Origin of the sequence: Lentzea fradiae (assembly GCF_900100955.1) — a bacterium.
Classification (GTDB): domain Bacteria; phylum Actinomycetota; class Actinomycetes; order Mycobacteriales; family Pseudonocardiaceae; genus Lentzea; species Lentzea fradiae.
Genome location: NZ_FNCC01000002.1, coordinates 466277 through 482213, shown reverse-complemented (window position 1 = coordinate 482213; position 15937 = coordinate 466277). Strand labels below are relative to the sequence as shown.

The window sequence follows — 15937 nt, the reverse complement described above, 5'->3', positions numbered from 1 at the left end:
CCCCGGCGAACCGGGGGCCTTTCACGTCGTGCTCAGAACCGGGAGGCTCAGGCCTCGTCCACCAGCATGTTGCGGGTGCGGTTCGGGTCGACCGGGATGCCGGGGCCCATCGTCGTGGAGACGGTGACCTTCTTGACGTACCGGCCCTTGGCCGCGGACGGCTTGGCGCGGAGCACCTCGTCCAGCGCGGCCGCGTAGTTCTCGACCAGCTTCTCCGGCTCGAACGACACCTTGCCGATGACGAAGTGCAGGTTGGCCTGCTTGTCGACGCGGAAGTTGATCTTTCCGCCCTTGATGTCGTTGACGGCCTTGGTGACCTCGGGGGTCACGGTGCCGGTCTTGGGGTTCGGCATCAGGCCACGGGGGCCGAGGATGCGGGCGATGCGGCCGACCTTCGCCATCTGGTCGGGGGTCGCGATCGCGGCGTCGAAGTCGAGCCAGCCACCCTGGATGCGCTCGATCAGGTCCTCGGAGCCGACGGCGTCCGCACCGGCGGCCTCGGCCTCGGCGGCCTTGTCACCGGTCGCGAAGACGATCACGCGGGCGGTCTTGCCCGTACCGTGCGGCAGGTTCACGGTGCCGCGGACCATCTGGTCGGCCTTGCGAGGGTCGACGCCGAGGCGAATCGCGACCTCGACGGTCGAGTCCAGCTTCACCTTGGACGTTTCCTTGGCGAGCTTGGCGGCCTCCAGCGGCGAGTACAGCCGCTCCCGGTCCACCAGCTCGGCTGCGGCCTTGTAGGCCTTGCTGCGCTTCATAGGTCTGTTCCTTACCGTGGATCAGTTCGTGGTGAATGAGCCGCGCCCGGCTCTCCCACGCTTTCTCGAAGAGGGTGTGGTCAGCCTTCGACCGTGATGCCCATGGAACGGGCGGTGCCGGCGATGATCTTCGCGGCCTGGTCGATGTCGTTCGCGTTCAGGTCGACCATCTTGGTCTGCGCGATCTGACGCACCTGCTCCATGGTCACCTTGGCGACCTTGACGCGGTGCGGCTCGCCGGAGCCCTTCTCGACACCCGCGGCGGCGAGGATGAGTCGCGCGGCCGGCGGGGTCTTCAGCTTGAAGTCGAACGAGCGGTCTTCGTACACGGAGATCTCGACCGGCACGACCTGACCGCGCTGCGACTCCGTCGCGGCGTTGTAGGCCTTGCAGAACTCCATGATGTTGACGCCGTGCTGACCCAGCGCGGGACCGACGGGCGGCGCCGGGTTGGCGGCACCAGCCTTGATCTGCAGCTTGATGATCGCTGACAGCTTCTTCTTCTTGGGTGGCATTGTCCGTACTTCCTGTTATTGCGGTGTCCGCGCGCGGCCCTGCCAGCCGCCGCGTGGCCGACCGGTCCCCTCGCCAGAGAGAACCGCTCAGATCTTGGAGACCTGGCTGAACGACAGCTCGACCGGCGTCTCCCGGCCGAAGATCGACACCAGGACCTTCAGCTTCTGGCCGTCCGCGTTGACCTCGCTGATCGTGGCGGGCAGCGTGGCGAACGGGCCGTCCATGACAGTGACCGACTCGCCGACCTCGAAGTCGACCTCGATGGTCGGCTTCGGCGCGGCCGTAGAAGCGGCCTTCTTGCCCTCGGCGGGCTTCTGCTCACCCTGCGGGAGCAGGAACTTCAGCACCTCGTCGATGGTGAGCGGCGAGGGCTTGGAGGTGGCTCCGACGAACCCGGTCACGCCCGGCGTGTTGCGGACGGCGCTCCAGGACGCGTCGGTGAGCTCCATGCGGACCAGGATGTAGCCGGGCAGCACCTTGCGCTGCACCAGCTTGCGCTGGCCGTTCTTGATCTCGGTGACCTCTTCGGTCGGCACCTCGACCTGGAAGATGTAGTCCTCCATGTCGAGCGTGTGGATACGAGTCTCGAGGTTCGCCTTGACCTTGTTCTCGTAGCCGGCGTAGGAGTGCACGACGTACCAGTCGCCGGGCGCGTGGCGCAGGGCCTGACGCAGCTCCTCGGCGGGGTCGGCGATCTCCTCGTCGATCGGGGTCTCGTCGAGGGCGAGGACGTCCACGTCCTCGTCGGCGGAGTCCGCGTCGTCGGAGTCGGCCTCGTCCTGCGAGTCACCGGCTTCGGAGTCCACAGCGTCCGACTCGACCGTCTCGTCAGCCTCGATGCCCTCGGACACCTCGTCGTCGATGAGGTCGGTCTTCTCCTGGGCGTCAACGCCGTTGTCGGAGCTCACTGTGGATCTCGCTTCCTGGTTGCAGCGGCAGCTGTCCGGCTCAGCCGAACAACTCGAAAACAGCCGCGCCGAAGCCGAGGTCGAGTCCCCACACCAGCGCAACCATGAAGACCACGAACACCAGCACGACGCCGGTGTAGGTGACGAGCTGCTTGCGCGTAGGCCAGATCACCTTGCGGAGTTCGCCGATGACCTCGCGGATGTAGCGGAAGCCGCGTCCGATCAACGAGGGACGCTTCTCCTGCCCTTCACGGGTCTTGGTCGGGCGACCCTTCTTCGCGCCTTCGTCCGAGGAGTCGGACTTCGCGACGCTCTTCTTCGACTCAGCGCTGCTGCCGTCCTTGCGGGCGGCCGGGCGAGAGGAGGCACGACGTTCACGCCGCGCCGCAGCAGTGGACGGCCGGACAGCGCCTTCGCGCTCCTCCGGCTGGTCCTGCTCGCGGCCCTCGCTCATGCCGTCCTCCACTCCACCCATGACGCTTCGACAGCAGGGGCGACAGGACTTGAACCTGCAACCTGCGGTTTTGGAGACCGCTGCTCTGCCAGTTGAGCTACACCCCTTCGAGATCCCGATCGGGATCCCCTGGCCAAGCAGGAAGTGTACGGGAGGCTGTCCCGTCCATTCCAACCAGACCGCTCTATCACCTGCCGAGCGGCCTGACGCACAGCCTACCCACACGCGGGCCGAGAACACGAATCAGGGTCGGCGTTCCGGACCGCCTCCGGCCCGCACGGTGGGCTTGAGCACCGAAAACACCACCGGACCGGGTGACCCGGTGGTGTTCTTGATCACAAGTTCACGCCACGCGCACGCGGGCGAACGCGCCCGTCAACACCGACTTGCCGTCAAAAGCCGCGTTGATGTTGACCTTCACAGTTCCGTCCTCGAAGTCCTTCGTGACCTTCGCGGTGACCTCGACCAGCGCGCCCTCGTCGTCGTTCGGCACCACGACGGGCCGGCCGAACCGGCAGCCGTACTCGACGATCGCGCCGGGGTCGCCGACCCACTCGGCGACGATCCGCGAGGCCACGGCCATCGTGAGCATGCCGTGCGCGATGACGTCCGGCAGGCCGACGTCCTTCGCGGTCTTCTCGTTCCAGTGGATGGGGTTGAAGTCCAGCGAGGCGCCCGCGTAGCGCACCAGGTCGGCCCGCGTGAGGCGGACGGACAGCGGCGGCAGCTCGGTCCCGATCTCCACGCTCACGCGTCCTCTCCCCTCACGACGAGCATCGACCTGGCGGTGGTGACGGGCTCGCCGTCGACGGTGCCGATCTCGGTCCGCACGGTGATCATGTCGTTGCCCATGCGGGACGTGATGGAGTCGATGTGCGCCACCGACACGAGCCGGTCGCCCGCGGTGATGGGCCGGTGGTGCGTGAAGTTCTGGTCGCCGTGCACGACGCGGCTGTAGTCGAGCTTCAGCTCCGGGTCGAACATGACCGTCTCGTTGGTCTTCATCGACACGACGATGGCGAACGTCGGCGGGGCGATGACGTCCCTGTGCCCCAACGCCTTCGCGGCGTCGGCGTCGCGATAGGCCGGGCTGGTCGCACCGATCGCGTCGGCGAACTCGCGGATCTTCTCGCGGCTCACGTCGTACGGCTGCGACGGCGGATAACTGCGTCCGGTGAAACTGGGGTCGAGAGGCACCGAGTGAGCCTATATGCGGCGAGGCCCGCCCCACGGTGTGGGACGGGCCTCGGCGAAAGCTTCCGCTACGCGCTCAGCGGGTTTCCTTGTGCGCGCGGTGCGTCTTGCAGTTCGGGCAGAACTTCTTGATCTCCAGGCGGTCCGGGTCGTTGCGCCGGTTCTTCCTGGTGATGTAGTTCCGGTGCTTGCACTCCTCGCACGCGAGGGTGATCTTCGGGCGTACGTCGGTTGCAGCCACGGTCCTTGCCTTCCTGAGAGCACGTGTACCCCGGAGCTCCAGTGCGGGCTTACCACCTGGCGGGGGCGGGCAACGAGGATGCTGCCCGGGGGTGTGGGGGCTTGGCCCCCAAAATCATGGCGGAGCGAGGATGGCTGGCGCTCTCCGCCAGCACACCTCGTCCACTCGCGTAGCGGTGGCCGGACTTGAACCGGCGACACAGCGATTATGAGCCGCTTGCTCTACCAACTGAGCTACACCGCTATACACAACACAAGCCGCGATGCTGACATCGCGGCCGAGTCGTGGAGCCCCTTTACGGAATCGAACCGTAGACCTTCTCCTTACCATGGAGACGCTCTGCCGACTGAGCTAAAGGGGCTTGCTCTTTCGTTCTTGCCGAGCGAGGAGAACTCTACAACATGCGTCCACCAAGAACGAAATCCGGGGGGCCTCTTAGTGCACCAGCGTGAGCACCGTCTCATCGCGGGCTCCCCTGACCTGCACCGTTCGTGCGCGCAGCCACGCCTCGAAGCGGTCCTCGGACAGCGGGCGGGAGATCAGGTAACCCTGGGCCACGTCGCAACCCATCCCGACGAGCTGGTCGCGCGCGGCGTCGTCCTCGACGCCCTCGGCCACCACGACGAGGCCGAGCGAGTGCCCCAGCTCCACGATCGACCGGACCACGGCCATGTCGCCGAGGTCCGTGCCCATGCCGAGCACGAACGACTTGTCGATCTTCACCTCGTCGACCGGCAGCTGGCGCAGGTACGCGAGTGACGAGTAGCCGGTGCCGAAGTCGTCGACGGCGAGCACGACTCCTATCGCGTGCAGGCGCCGCAGCACCGGCAGTGCGCGTTCGGGGTCGGCCATGACGCCGGACTCGGTCAGCTCGAAGGTCAGCAGCCCGGACGGCACGTCGTGGCGTTCGAGCGCCGCGGCCACGCGGTTCGGGAAGTCCTCGTCGCCGAGCGTCCGCACGGACAGGTTGACCGCGATGGACATCCGCAGGCCGCGGTCGAGCCAGCGCCGCACGCGTTCCAGCGCCCTGTCCATCACGAAGTCGGTCAGCACGTCGACGAGGCCGGTGGCCTCGACGGCCGGCACGAACTCGTCGGGGTCGACGCGGCCGAACTCCGGGTGCGTCCAGCGCACGAGCGCCTCCGCGCCCACGACCTGGCGGGACGGCAGGGCGACCTTCGGCTGGTAGTGCACCGAGATCTGGCCGGTCTCGACGGCCTGGCGGAACTGCGTGACGAGCTGGAAGCGCCGCAGGAACAGGTGGCCCATCGACGGCGCGTACGCCTTCACCGGGGTGCCCTCCGACGTCGCGCGCACGGCCACGTCGGCCCGTTGCAGCAGCACGTCGGGGTCCGGGTCCTCGGTCTCGGAGTCCGCCTTGGAGGCGTAGCCGACGACGGCGGACGCCTCGACCGTGAGCCGGTCGACCGGGTAGGGCACGGACAGCCCGGCGCGCAGGCGTTCCGCGATCTCGTGCGCGGCGACGGCACGCGAGTCGTCTAGGTAGGCGGCGAAGGCACCGCCTTCGAGCCGGGCCAGCGGCACGTCGGCGCCGAGGGCGTCGCGCAGCCTGCGTCCGGCGGCGACGACCATCCGGTTGCCCCACGCCTGGCCCAGCGCGTCGGACACGGTCGAGAGGATGTCGAGGTCTATCCGCAGCACCACGCCGCGCTGGGACTCGCGCACCGGCTCCGCGCACGCCTCGCGGAAGCCCGCGCGGTTGAGCAGGCCGGTCAGCGGGTCGTGGTAGGCGTCGTGGCGCAGCCTGGCGAGCAGGCGCCGGTTGTCGACGGCGGTGGCGAGGTGCGAGGCGAGCGTGCGGAGCAGCTGGATGTCGGCCCTGCCGAAGCCGCGCCAGCGGGAGAGCCGGTCGTGCGCCTCGACGGCGCCGAGCAGCTGGGTCGCGCCGCGCAACGGGACGACCAGCGCTTCCTGCGCGTCGCGGCGCAGCAGGGCCTCGCCGACGTCCTCGGTCGCGTCGGCGACGCGGTAGTAGCGGACGTGCGTGCCCGGCAGCTGCAGGATCGGGTCCTCGCGCACGGCACGGGGGTCCGTCGCGGTCATCTCGTCGGGCAGCGGCTCACCGGCGACGAGCGTGATCATGGCCTCCTGCGGGTCGGTGCGCAGGCGCAGCACGACCCGGTTGGCGTTGAGCTGCTCGCGGATGCGTTCCGCGATCTGCTGCCACTCGTCCTCCTCGACGCCCGTGGTGAGGTCGTCGTCGGGCTGGCGGGGGCCGGTGCCGTGCTGGCCCGACCGCGCGACGCGGAGGCTGACCTCGCTCAGCGCCTCCAGGTCGCGCTGCTCGCGCAGCAGCCCGGAGTAGGCGAGGTAGGTGGCGACGATGCCCGCGAGCACCAGGAGCACGAGGACGCCGCCCCACTCGGTGGTGGCGACGATCTGGTAGCCGACGAGGCCGATGGAGGTGTTGAGCAGCGCCACGACCAGCGTCTGCAGCACGAGGCGGGCGCTGTTGCCGACGCGCATCGACTTGCCCATGAGGCGCAGCGCGCAGAGGCCGAGGACGCTCGCGAGCAGCGGCACGGTGATCGTTCCGACGAACGCTCCTGCCCAGAACGGGCCGCCGGCACCGATCACCCGGTTCACGGTCTCCGCGGCGGCGAACGCCACCGAGATCTCCATGAACATCAGGCCCGCGTTGTAGACGGCCCTGTCGAGGATGCGCCTGCCGAGCAACGTGCCCACGCCCGCGACCACGTGCGCGGCGAGCACGATCTCGAACGGGGCGATGAGCAGGCCCAGCACCAGCGGGATCTCGGTGAAGGAGATGGTCCACGCGACGCCGCTGCGGACGTCGACGTTGATCGCGAGCTGCTCGGCCAGCAGGAACCCGACGACGAGCAGCGGGCCGACCCAGAGCAGGGACGCGGTCTCCCGCTCGGGGAGCCACGCCGCGACCAGGCCCGCGCAGACGACGCCCGCCACCAGGAGGGTGACGGCGAACGTGCTGAACGCGCGGTTGGTCGACTTGGCCGACCAGGCGGCCGAGTCCGACACGGGGGCCGACGCTCGGTCGGACATCCAGCCTCCTCGTCGGCCTGGGTGGGGGAACCTCTAGGCGTGACTGAGGGGTCCCGCCCTTGGCGATCAGGACCCCTCCAGGGGCACCAATGTACCCCTCTCGGGGGACAAAATGGCAGGTCGAGCACCCTTCGTGACGCTCTTTCGCCCAGACGTGGTCAGGTGTTGAGACGCCCGTGGAGCACCGTCACGGCCCGCCCCGAGAGCCGCACGCGATCTTGGGCGAGGGTCGCCCTGAGGAACCCCCCGCGGGGTGACGCCTGCTCCGCCAGCAGGTCAGCGCGCTGGAGCCGAGGCACCCAATAGGGCGCAAGCGTGCAGTGGGCCGAACCGGTGACGGGGTCCTCCCCGATGCCGGCGGCGGGGTAGAAGCACCGGCTCACGATGTCCGCCTCGCCGTCTCCGGCCGCCGTGATGACTACTCCGCGTGACGGGATTCGGGCCAGTGCGGAGAGGTCGGGACGTGCGGAACGGACCTCCTCCGCACTCGCCAGCTCGACCAGCAGGTCGGTCCGTCCGCGCGCCGTGGCCTTGATCGTCGCATGTGGCAGCGCTTCCGCTAGTCCGATTGGCGGGTCAGTCAACTCTGGAGGGTCCGCGGGGAGGTCCATGTGGACCCATCCATCGTCGTTCTTGCATGTGAGGACACCGCTACGCGTGGTGAACTCCCGCTCCCCGCCCAGCACGTGAGCGGTGGCGAGGGTGGCGTGACCGCACAGCTCGACCTCCCTCTCCGGGGTGAACCAGCGGAGGTGGTCGTCCGGCGTGACGAAGGCGGTGGCGGCGTGCTTCAGTTCTTCCGCGACCTGCTGCATCCAGTCGTCGCCGCGCGGCTCGGTCAGGAGCACGACGGCGGCGGAGTTGCCCGTGAAAGGCCGATCGGCGAACGCGTCCACGACGAAGATCTCCACAGGGCGACCCTTTCATGGTCGGATGCCTCGTGGACGAGATCTTTTCCAGCACCGAGACGGATCCGGACTCGATAGCCGCGACCTGGGGGCCGCTGCGCGCACACCGCCTGCTCTGGCGTCCCGGCTGCGACCTGGCCGCGGAGCTCGACACGTGGGAAGGGCTGCTGACCGGCGCCGGAGACCCGGACAGCGCGGCGCTCGTGACACTGCCGAGCGAGGAGAACGCCCTGCCGCTGGTGCACCGCGGCTTCGCCCCGCTCACCGTGATCGCCGAGCGCCGGGCCGGGACGTCGGCACCGCGACGGCCGGCGCGGGTGGACGTCCGGCCGGCGACGCACGACGACCTGGACGCGGCCGTCGAGCTGAACCTGCACACGGTCCGGTACGACGCCGCGTTCGGCATGGTCACCGAACGCCCGAACACCGCGGACCGCCTGCGGGCAGCGCTCACGGAGGTCCTCGACCGCGACCACGAGGCGATGTGGCTCGCAGTCGACGGCGGCACGCCCGTCGGAATGCTCTACGTCGACATGCCGCAGGACGCCGGATGGATGGAACGGTTCGCCTCCGCGAGGCCGTTCGCCTACCTCGGGCACCTCGGCGTGCGGCCGGACGCACGCGGCACGGGCGCGGGCAGTGCTCTCACAGCGCACGCGCACAACGTCCTGGACCGCGCGGGAGTGGCCGCGACGCTGCTCCACCACGCCCTGCCGAACCCGCGTTCGACGCCGTTCTGGTACTCGCACGGCTACCGCCCGAGGTGGACCGTGTGGGTCCGCCGCCCCGCGCTGCGCTCCCCGATCGGCGTGTCTGCGCTACCCGAACGGCCCAATGGGACATGATCTGCTTGTTAGCACAAGCGAAGAACACGGACGACCCCGTACTTGTGGAACGAATCCGGCCTCTAAATCGACAAAGGGAGAACGGATCCGGACACCACACCCTGGGGGGTCGAGATGGAGCTCAGCGGAAGAGCGAGGGCGATGCTGCGAGCCGTCGCCGCAGGACGTGCCGAGGTGACGGGCGGTGCCGAGCCCGAGCTGTACGTCGACGGGCTGCCGTGCTGCGACCAGATGGCGACGCACGACCTCGTCCACGCCGGCCTGCTGCGTCCCACCCGTCCGACGAGCTTTGGCCGCCGCGTCGACGCGGAGCTGACCGAGGACGGCCGCGCGGCACTCGCCGCCAGCTGACGGCGCGGCGCCCCGCTGATGATCGAACATTTGTTCGATCTGGGGTATGCTGCGCGCTGAGGCCGGCACGCAAGGGAGAGGAAGCTCTTGCGCGCCGGTCTCTTCGCGTCCGCGGTGGCCGCTACGCGCTGATCCCCTGCCCGAGCCCGCCGTCCACCGCCAGCTCCGCGCCCGTGGTGAAGGTGGCCTCGAAAGCCAGGAACAGCACGGCTTTCGCCACCTCGTCCATCGTGCCGTGGCGCCGGAGCGGGGTGATGCGGTCGCCCTCTTCCTTGAACTCCTCCAAGACCTCCCGCGGCACCCCCGTGACGCCCATCGACGGCGTGTCGATGAAGCCGGGGCTGACCACGTTCACCCGGACGTCCCGCGCCGCCAACTCGGCCGCGAACCCGCGCGCGAACGCCCTCACCGCGGCCTTGGCCCCCGCGTAGACGCTCATGCCGGGCGACCCGAGCACCGTGGCGACGCTCGTGGTGAAGACGATCGAGCCGCCCTCCCTCACCAACGGCGCCAGGTGCTGGGCGGTGAAGAACGCGCCCTTGGTGTTCACGTCGAACGTGCGGTCGTACTCGGCCGCGGTGGCCTGGTCGAAGGGCGTGAGCGTGGCGAACCCGACGTTGATGAACACCAGGTCGACTTCCCCGAGTTTGCTCGCGACCTCACCCTTCAACCGGACGACGTCGTCGAGGTCCGCCGCGTCGAACGCGACGGCGTGGGCGTCGAGGTCCCGCGCCTTCTCCGTCGTACGACCGGTCAGCAGCACCTCGACGCCTTCGGCGAGCAACGCCTCCACCGTCGCCCGGCCCATCCCGTGCGTGCCGCCGGTGACGACGGCCTTCTTCCCCCGATACCTCACTTGCGGATCACCTCGATGACGCTCGCGACGCTGTGCTGCCCGTGGCCTGCCTGCTGGGCCCGCAGGAACAGGCCGTGCAGCGCTTGGGGCAGTGCGGTGTCGAGCCCTTGCTCCCGGCTGGCCTCGGTGAGCATCCGCAGCCCGGCGACGTTGATGTCCACAGCGGACACGTCGGTCTCGTAGTCGTTGCGTCGCACCTCTTGGCCCATCTCCGGCAACATGGCCCCGACCTCGGCCAACCAGTCCCCGACCAGCGGCGTGAACCGCTCCGGCGACACCCCCGCGGCCTCCATCAACGCCGTGGCCTGCAGATACCCGCCGAACACCGACCACATGACGCCGAGCAGCGCGAGGTCGTACGTCGCGGCCAGCCCGGCTTCGGCCCCCACGTACACCGGCTCGCCGAACGCGCCCAGCACGTGGTGGTTCTCGCTGCCGTCGAACAACACCCGCGCCCCCGGCGTGCCGATCTGCTGCGGCACAGCCATGATCACGCCGTCGACGTACTCGACACCGTGCTCCCGCGCCCACCGCGCCGTCTCGCGCGCCTCCTGCGGCGTGCCGGACGTGAGGTTGACGAGAGTCCGGATCTCGTTGCCCAGCAACGGCCTCAGCACGTCGTAGTTCGTCAGGCAGGCGACAACGACCTCCGCCGCGAACGCTTCCTCAGGCGTACCAACCCTTTTCGCCCCCACAGGCGTCGCCTTGTCCGCAGACCTGTTCCACACCAGCACTTCATAGCCCTCACCGACGAGGGCGTTCGCGAGCGCACTGCCCATCCTGCCCAGGCCGAGCACGCTCACGGATTTCTTGGTCCCCATGCCCGCAATGCTCGTTCGGACGCTGACCAAGCGACAAGTACCTACTATTTTGTCAGGTACCCACTTTTTGGTAAGGATCCAGCATGAAGCCACGGCAGTACTCGTGCGGCCTCGACGCGGCGATCGACGTCATCGGCGGCCGCTGGAAAGCCCTCATCCTGTGGGCCCTGCACGCAGGCCCCCTGCGCACCGGGGCACTGCGCCGCTCGGTGGACGGCATCAGCGAGAAGATGCTGATCCAGGTGCTCCGCGAGATGGAAGCGGACGAGATCGTGCACCGCGAGGTGTTCCACGAGGTCCCGCCCCGCGTCGAGTACTCGCTGACCCCGCTGGGCGTCCGGCTGAACGAGGCCCTGGTCCCACTGGGCGACTGGGGCGAGGACAACATGCGCGCCATCGCCCGCCGCCGCGGCGTCGAACCCGCGCCTACGCATTGAGCAGCAGGCGTTCCGCCCACTTCGGCAGGACTCGACCGGCGGCGGCATCGCGCACCCGCGCCCTCAACGGGCCGGGCAACCGGGCGACGTCAAGCCGTTGCTTGATCCGGCTCTTGCCACACAACAGGATGCGCGCCGCACCGGCGTCGTGCCGTTCGTCGGCCCGAGGGTCCTGCAACGCCGCGATGATCTCCGTGATGGGCACCTCGCGGAGGATCTGCCCGGGAACGTCCTCGTACGGCGGGTACCTGTCCCAGCTGCCGATCCCGGCCGCGGCCCACGCCAGCACCTGGAGCACTCCCGCCACCGGCTCGACACCCCGCAAACGTTCGCGAGCCGCCACGAGGTGCCGCGAGTCGTCAGGCAACGCGAAATGACCGATCAGGTCGTCAGCCATGTCCCGCAGCGCCGGCGGCATCGCCTCGACCCACACCCGCTCGCTTTCGTACCGCCAGGACAGGCCGTGCTCCCCCAGCCAGCGGTCCAGCGCCGTTCCGTCCGCGAGCTCGGCGTGACCGCTGTACCCCTCCCAGTCGAGCGCGATGCCGTGGTGCAGAACAACGACCGTGAGCAGCTCAGCCTCGGCGTCGAAGAACTCGAACCGCACCTGGCCCCTGCACGCGCAGACGTGACCCGGCAGCGCCGAGACCTCCATCGCCGCGCGCAGACCGTCGAGAGCCTCAGGACGGTCCACCACTACCTGGCCGTACCCGTCGATCTCCTCGACCCGCACACTCGCGGCGTGCCGCAACACGTCGCCGAGAGCGGACTCCGTCACCGGTCGAAGTACACGATGGTGGCGTCGTCCGAAATCTTCTCCCGCGGCCAGTCGACGCCTTTGACGTCTTCCTTCTCGACCGCGCGCATCTTCCGGATGAGGTCGTCCGGCCCGTTCGCCGCCATCAGCTCAAGCGCCTGACCCCAGTCGAAAAGCCCGAACAGGTCCACTGCCCGCGCGGCCCCGTCCGACAGGATCGCGACCCTGCGGACCTCGGCCAGCGGCACCTCACCCGTGAGCGCGTGCCCCAGCGCCGCCGGATCCGCACCGGCCGTGTGCTTGGCCGGATCACTCACGACCTCCAGCCCGCGCTTGCCGTCGATCACGACCGTGGCGTCACCGAGCACCAGATACCGCAGGACGTCGCCTTGGAACTGGACGAGCCCGACCGTCGCACTGGGACTGTCCGGGTTCTCCAGGTCGCACCCACCGTGCAGCTGCCTGGTCTGCTCGATGGCCGCTGCCAGCGCCTCCGCCGGTCCGAGGTGCGCGGACCGCAGCAGTTCCGCGGCCAACTGGTCGGCGAACCAGCCGACACCGTGCTCGCAGCCGTTGTCCGGCTTCTCCGTGACTCCGTCGAGGACGGCCAGGAGGTTGGGGCCGACGAGGGCCCGGTCATCACTCGATGCGGTCGAGCGTCCCGCCTCGGTCGCCATCTGCGTGCGCACTGGGAACCCCTCTGCCATGCTTTGAGCTGGGGTTTTGGATCCTAGCAACCCGGCAGGGCCTGATCTTCCACTTCAACGAAGTACTTCACGTACTCATCCGTACTCGGTATCCGGTCGGCGACGGCTGTCGCAGTCAAGGAACCTCGCCGCAACCAGTCGACCTGAGGAGACATCATGGGCGCTGCCGTGCACTTCGAGAGCTACGGCGAGGGTCGCGCGAACTTGAAGACGCTGCTCGACGCAGCGGAGCAGGGACGACTCGCGACGCTGCAACGAGATCAGCGCACGGCGATGGTTGTCGACGGTGAGCGCATGCGTCACTTCCTGAACTCGGTGATTCCTTCGCGCGCTTCTGCCGTGCCGGAGAACGACGGCTGGTCCGTGTTCATCCCCGGACTTCCCGTGTCGGCCGACGGCAACAGCTTCGACGAGGCGATCGCGGAGATGATCAACACTCTGCGGGACTACGCCGAGGACTGGCAGGCACGCTTGCGCGACGCGTCCAACCACCGCGAGCACTGGGGTCTCGTGATGCTCATCGCGCTGAGCACCGATGAGCAGCTTCAGGCTTGGCTGGCGTCAGGCGGACCGACCGCCGCATAACTTCGGTACGTCCTCGGCACAGCCATTCGGAGAACGCCGGTATCGGCCGGACACAGCCCGACAGCACGACAAAGGCCCTGTGACCGGTTCTCTCTGGTCACAGGGCCTTCGGTCCTGCTGTGGCGGGTAGAGGATTCGAACCTCTGTAGCTTTCGCGACGGATTTACAGTCCGCTCCCATTGGCCGCTCGGGCAACCCGCCCCACACCGTCGTAACGGTGCGGGCAGAACAATACATAACCCCTTCGGGAGCCCTCAAATCGGGGTCCCCCAGTAGCATCGACACTGGCTCTGACCCCGAGATCGTTGAGGAGTGAAGTCGTGGCGGACCCGTCGTTCGACGTGGTGAGCAAGGTGGACCGGCAGGAGGTCGACAACGCGCTCAACCAGGCGGCCAAGGAGCTGAGCACTCGCTTCGACTTCCGGGGCACCAACACCACGGTGGCCTGGGCCGGCGAGGAGGCGATCACCTTCACCTCCGAGACCGAGGAGCGTTGCAAGGCTGCGATCGACGTCTTCCAGGAGAAGCTGGTCAAGCGCAACATCTCGATGAAGGCGTTCGAGGTGGGCGAGCCCGCTGTGTCCGGAAAGGTGTTCAAGGTCACGGGGAACCTCGTGCAGGGCATCTCCTCGGAGAAGGCCAAGGAGATCGCCAAGAAGATCAGGGACGAGGCGCCGAAGGGCGTTCAGGCCCAGATCCAGGGCGACCAGCTGCGGGTGTCCGGCAAGAAGAAGGACCACCTGCAGGACGTCATCGCCCTGCTCAAGAGCTCGGACTTCGGCATCGCCCTCCAGTTCACCAACTACCGGTGAAGGGCATCGTCCTCGCCGGTGGCAGCGGGACGCGCCTGCACCCGATCACGCAGGCCGTCTCCAAGCAGCTGCTGCCGGTGTACGACAAGCCGATGATCTACTACCCGCTGTCGGTGCTGATGCTGGCCGGCATCCGGGAGGTGCTGATCATCTCGACGCCGACGGACCTGCCGTTGTTCCGGCGGCTGCTCGGTGACGGTTCCCAGTGGGGCATGGCCTTCTCCTACGCGGAGCAGGCCGCCCCCAACGGGCTGGCCGAGGCGTTCGTCATCGGTGCGGACTTCGTCGGTGACGACTCCGTGGCGCTGGTGCTGGGCGACAACATCTTCTACGGCCGGGGCTTCTCGTCCACGCTGCAGCAGCACGCGTCCTCTTTGGACGGCTGCGTGCTGTTCGGGTACCAGGTGAAGGACCCCGAGCGGTACGGCGTGGGCGAGGTCGACGCGACCGGGAAGCTGCTGTCCATCGAGGAGAAGCCGAAGAAGCCGAAGTCGAACCGGGCGATCACCGGGCTCTACTTCTACGACAACGGTGTGGTGGACATCTCCCGCAACCTCAAGCCGTCGCCGCGCGGCGAGCTGGAGATCACCGACGTCAACCTCACGTACCTGCGCGAGGGGCGGGCTCAGCTCGTCGACCTGAGCCGCGGGTTCGCGTGGCTCGACACGGGGACGCACGACTCGTTGCTCGAAGCCGGGCAGTTCGTGCAGGTGCTGGAGCACCGGACCGGTGTGCGCATCGCGTGTCCCGAGGAGATCGCGTTGCGGATGGGCTTCATCTCCGCGCAGGAGTGCTACGCGCTCGGCGAGAAGCTCGGCAAGTCCGGGTACGGCGAGTACCTCATGGCGGTGGCTCAGTCGGGACGGTGACGCGCCCTGCGCGCCATCTCCTCCAGCCTGCGCACGCGGTCGGAGATCGGCGGGTGGGTCGAGAACCACCTCGCGAACTGCTCACCGGAGCGGAACGGGTTCGCGATCATCAGGTGGCTCTGCGACACCACCTCCGGCTCCGGCGCGAGCGGGGCCGTGCGCGCGCCGCGCTCGATCTTGCGCAGTGCGTTGGCCAGCGCGAGCGGGTCGCCGGTGAGCTCCGCGCCCGACTGGTCCGCCTGGAACTCGCGGGAGCGGCTCACGGCCAGGCGCACGACCGTGGCCGCTACCGGGCCGAGCAGTGCGATCAGCAGCAGGCCGAGCGGGCCCGGACCGTCGTCGTCACCGTCTCCCCCGCCGAAGATCCCGGCCAGCAGCGCCAGGTTCGCGAGCATCGTGATCACGCCCGCGAGCGCGCCGGCCACGCAGCTGATCAGGATGTCGCGGTTGTAGACGTGCGCGAGCTCGTGGCCGAGGACGGCGCGCAGCTCCCGTTCGTCGAGCAGGTCCAGGATGCCCGTGGTGCAGCACACGGCGGCGTTGCGCGGGTTGCGGCCCGTGGCGAACGCGTTCGGCGCGACCGTCGGGCTGAGGTAGAGCCGCGGCATGGGCTGGCGTGCCTTCTGCGACAGCTCCCGCACGATCGCGAACAGCACTGGTTGCTCCACCTGCGACACGGGTCTCGCCCTCATCGCACGCAGCGCGAGCTTGTCGCAGTTGAAGTACGCGTAGGCGTTCACGCCCAAGGCCAACACCAGGCCGATGACCAGTGCCGTGCGACCGAACAAGCTGCTGACCAGCACGATCAGCGCGCTCATCCCGCCGAGGAGCACGGCCGTCTTCAACCCGTTGAAGTGCTTGTGCACGGTTACGCCT

Annotated in this window: 20 protein-coding genes and 4 tRNA genes; 6 read left to right on the top strand and 18 right to left on the bottom strand. The window is 68.7% G+C overall.

What is annotated here, in order from left to right; translation table 11 throughout:
• Positions 1–47: 47 nt before the first annotated feature.
• From rplA to BLT23_RS06360, 12 genes are all read right to left on the bottom strand, one after another.
• On the bottom strand, positions 48–758 hold the full coding sequence (rplA, locus tag BLT23_RS06415; RefSeq protein ID WP_090046514.1) for a 50S ribosomal protein L1: 711 nt from the start codon (positions 756–758) through the stop codon (positions 48–50).
• An 80-nt stretch (positions 759–838) separates the two neighbouring features.
• Entirely contained in the window at positions 839–1273 is a 435-nt protein-coding gene (gene rplK / locus BLT23_RS06410) for a 50S ribosomal protein L11 (RefSeq protein WP_030473500.1), read from the bottom strand.
• An 87-nt stretch (positions 1274–1360) separates the two neighbouring features.
• On the bottom strand, positions 1361–2182 hold the full coding sequence (nusG, locus tag BLT23_RS06405; RefSeq protein ID WP_090046512.1) for a transcription termination/antitermination protein NusG: 822 nt from the start codon (positions 2180–2182) through the stop codon (positions 1361–1363).
• A 40-nt stretch (positions 2183–2222) separates the two neighbouring features.
• Positions 2223–2636: a preprotein translocase subunit SecE gene (gene secE, locus BLT23_RS06400; RefSeq protein WP_176946625.1), complete on the bottom strand. Its 414-nt coding sequence runs from the start codon at positions 2634–2636 to the stop codon at positions 2223–2225.
• Positions 2637–2670: 34 nt separating this feature from the next.
• A tRNA-Trp gene (locus BLT23_RS06395) sits at positions 2671–2743 on the bottom strand.
• A 236-nt stretch (positions 2744–2979) separates the two neighbouring features.
• A complete protein-coding gene (locus tag BLT23_RS06390; protein WP_090046507.1) occupies positions 2980–3381 on the bottom strand; it encodes a MaoC/PaaZ C-terminal domain-containing protein in 402 nt (133 codons plus the stop codon).
• Positions 3382–3383: 2 nt separating this feature from the next.
• Positions 3384–3833 (bottom strand): MaoC family dehydratase N-terminal domain-containing protein, encoded by a 450-nt coding sequence (locus BLT23_RS06385; RefSeq protein ID WP_090046505.1) that lies wholly within the window; start codon positions 3831–3833, stop codon positions 3384–3386.
• A 73-nt stretch (positions 3834–3906) separates the two neighbouring features.
• Entirely contained in the window at positions 3907–4071 is a 165-nt protein-coding gene (gene rpmG, locus BLT23_RS06380; protein ID WP_015105301.1) for a 50S ribosomal protein L33, read from the bottom strand.
• Between the two features lie 170 nt (positions 4072–4241).
• Positions 4242–4314, bottom strand: a tRNA-Met gene (locus tag BLT23_RS06375).
• Positions 4315–4356: 42 nt separating this feature from the next.
• Positions 4357–4432, bottom strand: a tRNA-Thr gene (locus BLT23_RS06370).
• Between the two features lie 74 nt (positions 4433–4506).
• Positions 4507–7113 carry a putative bifunctional diguanylate cyclase/phosphodiesterase gene (locus BLT23_RS06365; RefSeq protein ID WP_090046503.1) on the bottom strand — a complete coding sequence of 869 codons (2607 nt, stop codon included), beginning with the start codon at positions 7111–7113 and terminating at the stop codon, positions 4507–4509.
• Positions 7114–7271: 158 nt separating this feature from the next.
• Entirely contained in the window at positions 7272–8024 is a 753-nt protein-coding gene (locus tag BLT23_RS06360; protein WP_090046501.1) for a PhzF family phenazine biosynthesis protein, read from the bottom strand.
• Between the two features lie 29 nt (positions 8025–8053).
• On the opposite strand from BLT23_RS06360, the gene BLT23_RS06355 reads away from it, so the two are divergent.
• Positions 8054–8866: a GNAT family N-acetyltransferase gene (locus BLT23_RS06355; RefSeq protein ID WP_176946624.1), complete on the top strand. Its 813-nt coding sequence runs from the start codon at positions 8054–8056 to the stop codon at positions 8864–8866.
• A gap of 141 nt (positions 8867–9007) precedes the next feature.
• Positions 9008–9217 carry a hypothetical protein gene (locus BLT23_RS06350; protein ID WP_245743685.1) on the top strand — a complete coding sequence of 70 codons (210 nt, stop codon included), beginning with the start codon at positions 9008–9010 and terminating at the stop codon, positions 9215–9217.
• Positions 9218–9338: 121 nt separating this feature from the next.
• On the opposite strand, the gene BLT23_RS06345 is transcribed toward BLT23_RS06350, so the two are convergent.
• Together BLT23_RS06345 and BLT23_RS06340 are read right to left on the bottom strand one after the other, a co-directional pair.
• Positions 9339–10073, bottom strand: a complete 735-nt coding sequence (locus BLT23_RS06345) for an SDR family NAD(P)-dependent oxidoreductase (RefSeq protein WP_090046494.1) — start codon at positions 10071–10073, stop codon at positions 9339–9341.
• Positions 10070–10894, bottom strand: a complete 825-nt coding sequence (locus BLT23_RS06340; RefSeq protein ID WP_245743683.1) for an NAD(P)-dependent oxidoreductase — start codon at positions 10892–10894, stop codon at positions 10070–10072. Before BLT23_RS06340 ends, BLT23_RS06345 begins: the two co-directional genes overlap by 4 nt.
• A gap of 83 nt (positions 10895–10977) precedes the next feature.
• On the opposite strand from BLT23_RS06340, the gene BLT23_RS06335 reads away from it, so the two are divergent.
• On the top strand, positions 10978–11331 hold the full coding sequence (locus BLT23_RS06335; RefSeq protein WP_090046492.1) for a winged helix-turn-helix transcriptional regulator: 354 nt from the start codon (positions 10978–10980) through the stop codon (positions 11329–11331).
• Here the strand turns inward: BLT23_RS06335 and BLT23_RS06330 are convergent.
• Positions 11321–12109 (bottom strand): hypothetical protein, encoded by a 789-nt coding sequence (locus tag BLT23_RS06330; protein WP_090046490.1) that lies wholly within the window; start codon positions 12107–12109, stop codon positions 11321–11323. The two genes, BLT23_RS06335 and BLT23_RS06330, sit on opposite strands and share 11 nt — an antisense overlap.
• Positions 12106–12777 (bottom strand): protein phosphatase 2C domain-containing protein, encoded by a 672-nt coding sequence (locus BLT23_RS06325; protein WP_176946623.1) that lies wholly within the window; start codon positions 12775–12777, stop codon positions 12106–12108. Before BLT23_RS06325 ends, BLT23_RS06330 begins: the two co-directional genes overlap by 4 nt.
• Positions 12778–12951: 174 nt before the next feature.
• Between BLT23_RS06325 and BLT23_RS06320 the strand changes: the two genes are divergently transcribed.
• Positions 12952–13380, top strand: coding sequence for a prevent-host-death protein (locus tag BLT23_RS06320; protein WP_090046486.1), 429 nt, complete (start codon positions 12952–12954; stop codon positions 13378–13380).
• Positions 13381–13500: 120 nt separating this feature from the next.
• Here BLT23_RS06320 and BLT23_RS06315 read toward each other — a convergent pair.
• Positions 13501–13581: transfer RNA gene (locus BLT23_RS06315), tRNA-Tyr, on the bottom strand.
• A 119-nt stretch (positions 13582–13700) separates the two neighbouring features.
• Here BLT23_RS06315 and BLT23_RS06310 point away from each other — a divergent pair.
• Complete coding sequence (locus BLT23_RS06310; RefSeq protein ID WP_090046484.1) at positions 13701–14192, top strand: YajQ family cyclic di-GMP-binding protein; 492 nt, start codon at positions 13701–13703, stop codon at positions 14190–14192.
• Positions 14189–15061: a glucose-1-phosphate thymidylyltransferase RfbA gene (rfbA, locus tag BLT23_RS06305; RefSeq protein WP_090046482.1), complete on the top strand. Its 873-nt coding sequence runs from the start codon at positions 14189–14191 to the stop codon at positions 15059–15061. The genes BLT23_RS06310 and rfbA overlap by 4 nt, the downstream gene beginning before the upstream one ends.
• Here the strand turns inward: rfbA and htpX are convergent.
• Positions 15046–15927: a zinc metalloprotease HtpX gene (htpX, locus tag BLT23_RS06300; RefSeq protein ID WP_090046480.1), complete on the bottom strand. Its 882-nt coding sequence runs from the start codon at positions 15925–15927 to the stop codon at positions 15046–15048. The genes rfbA and htpX overlap by 16 nt on opposite strands.
• Positions 15928–15937: the final 10 nt, after the last annotated feature.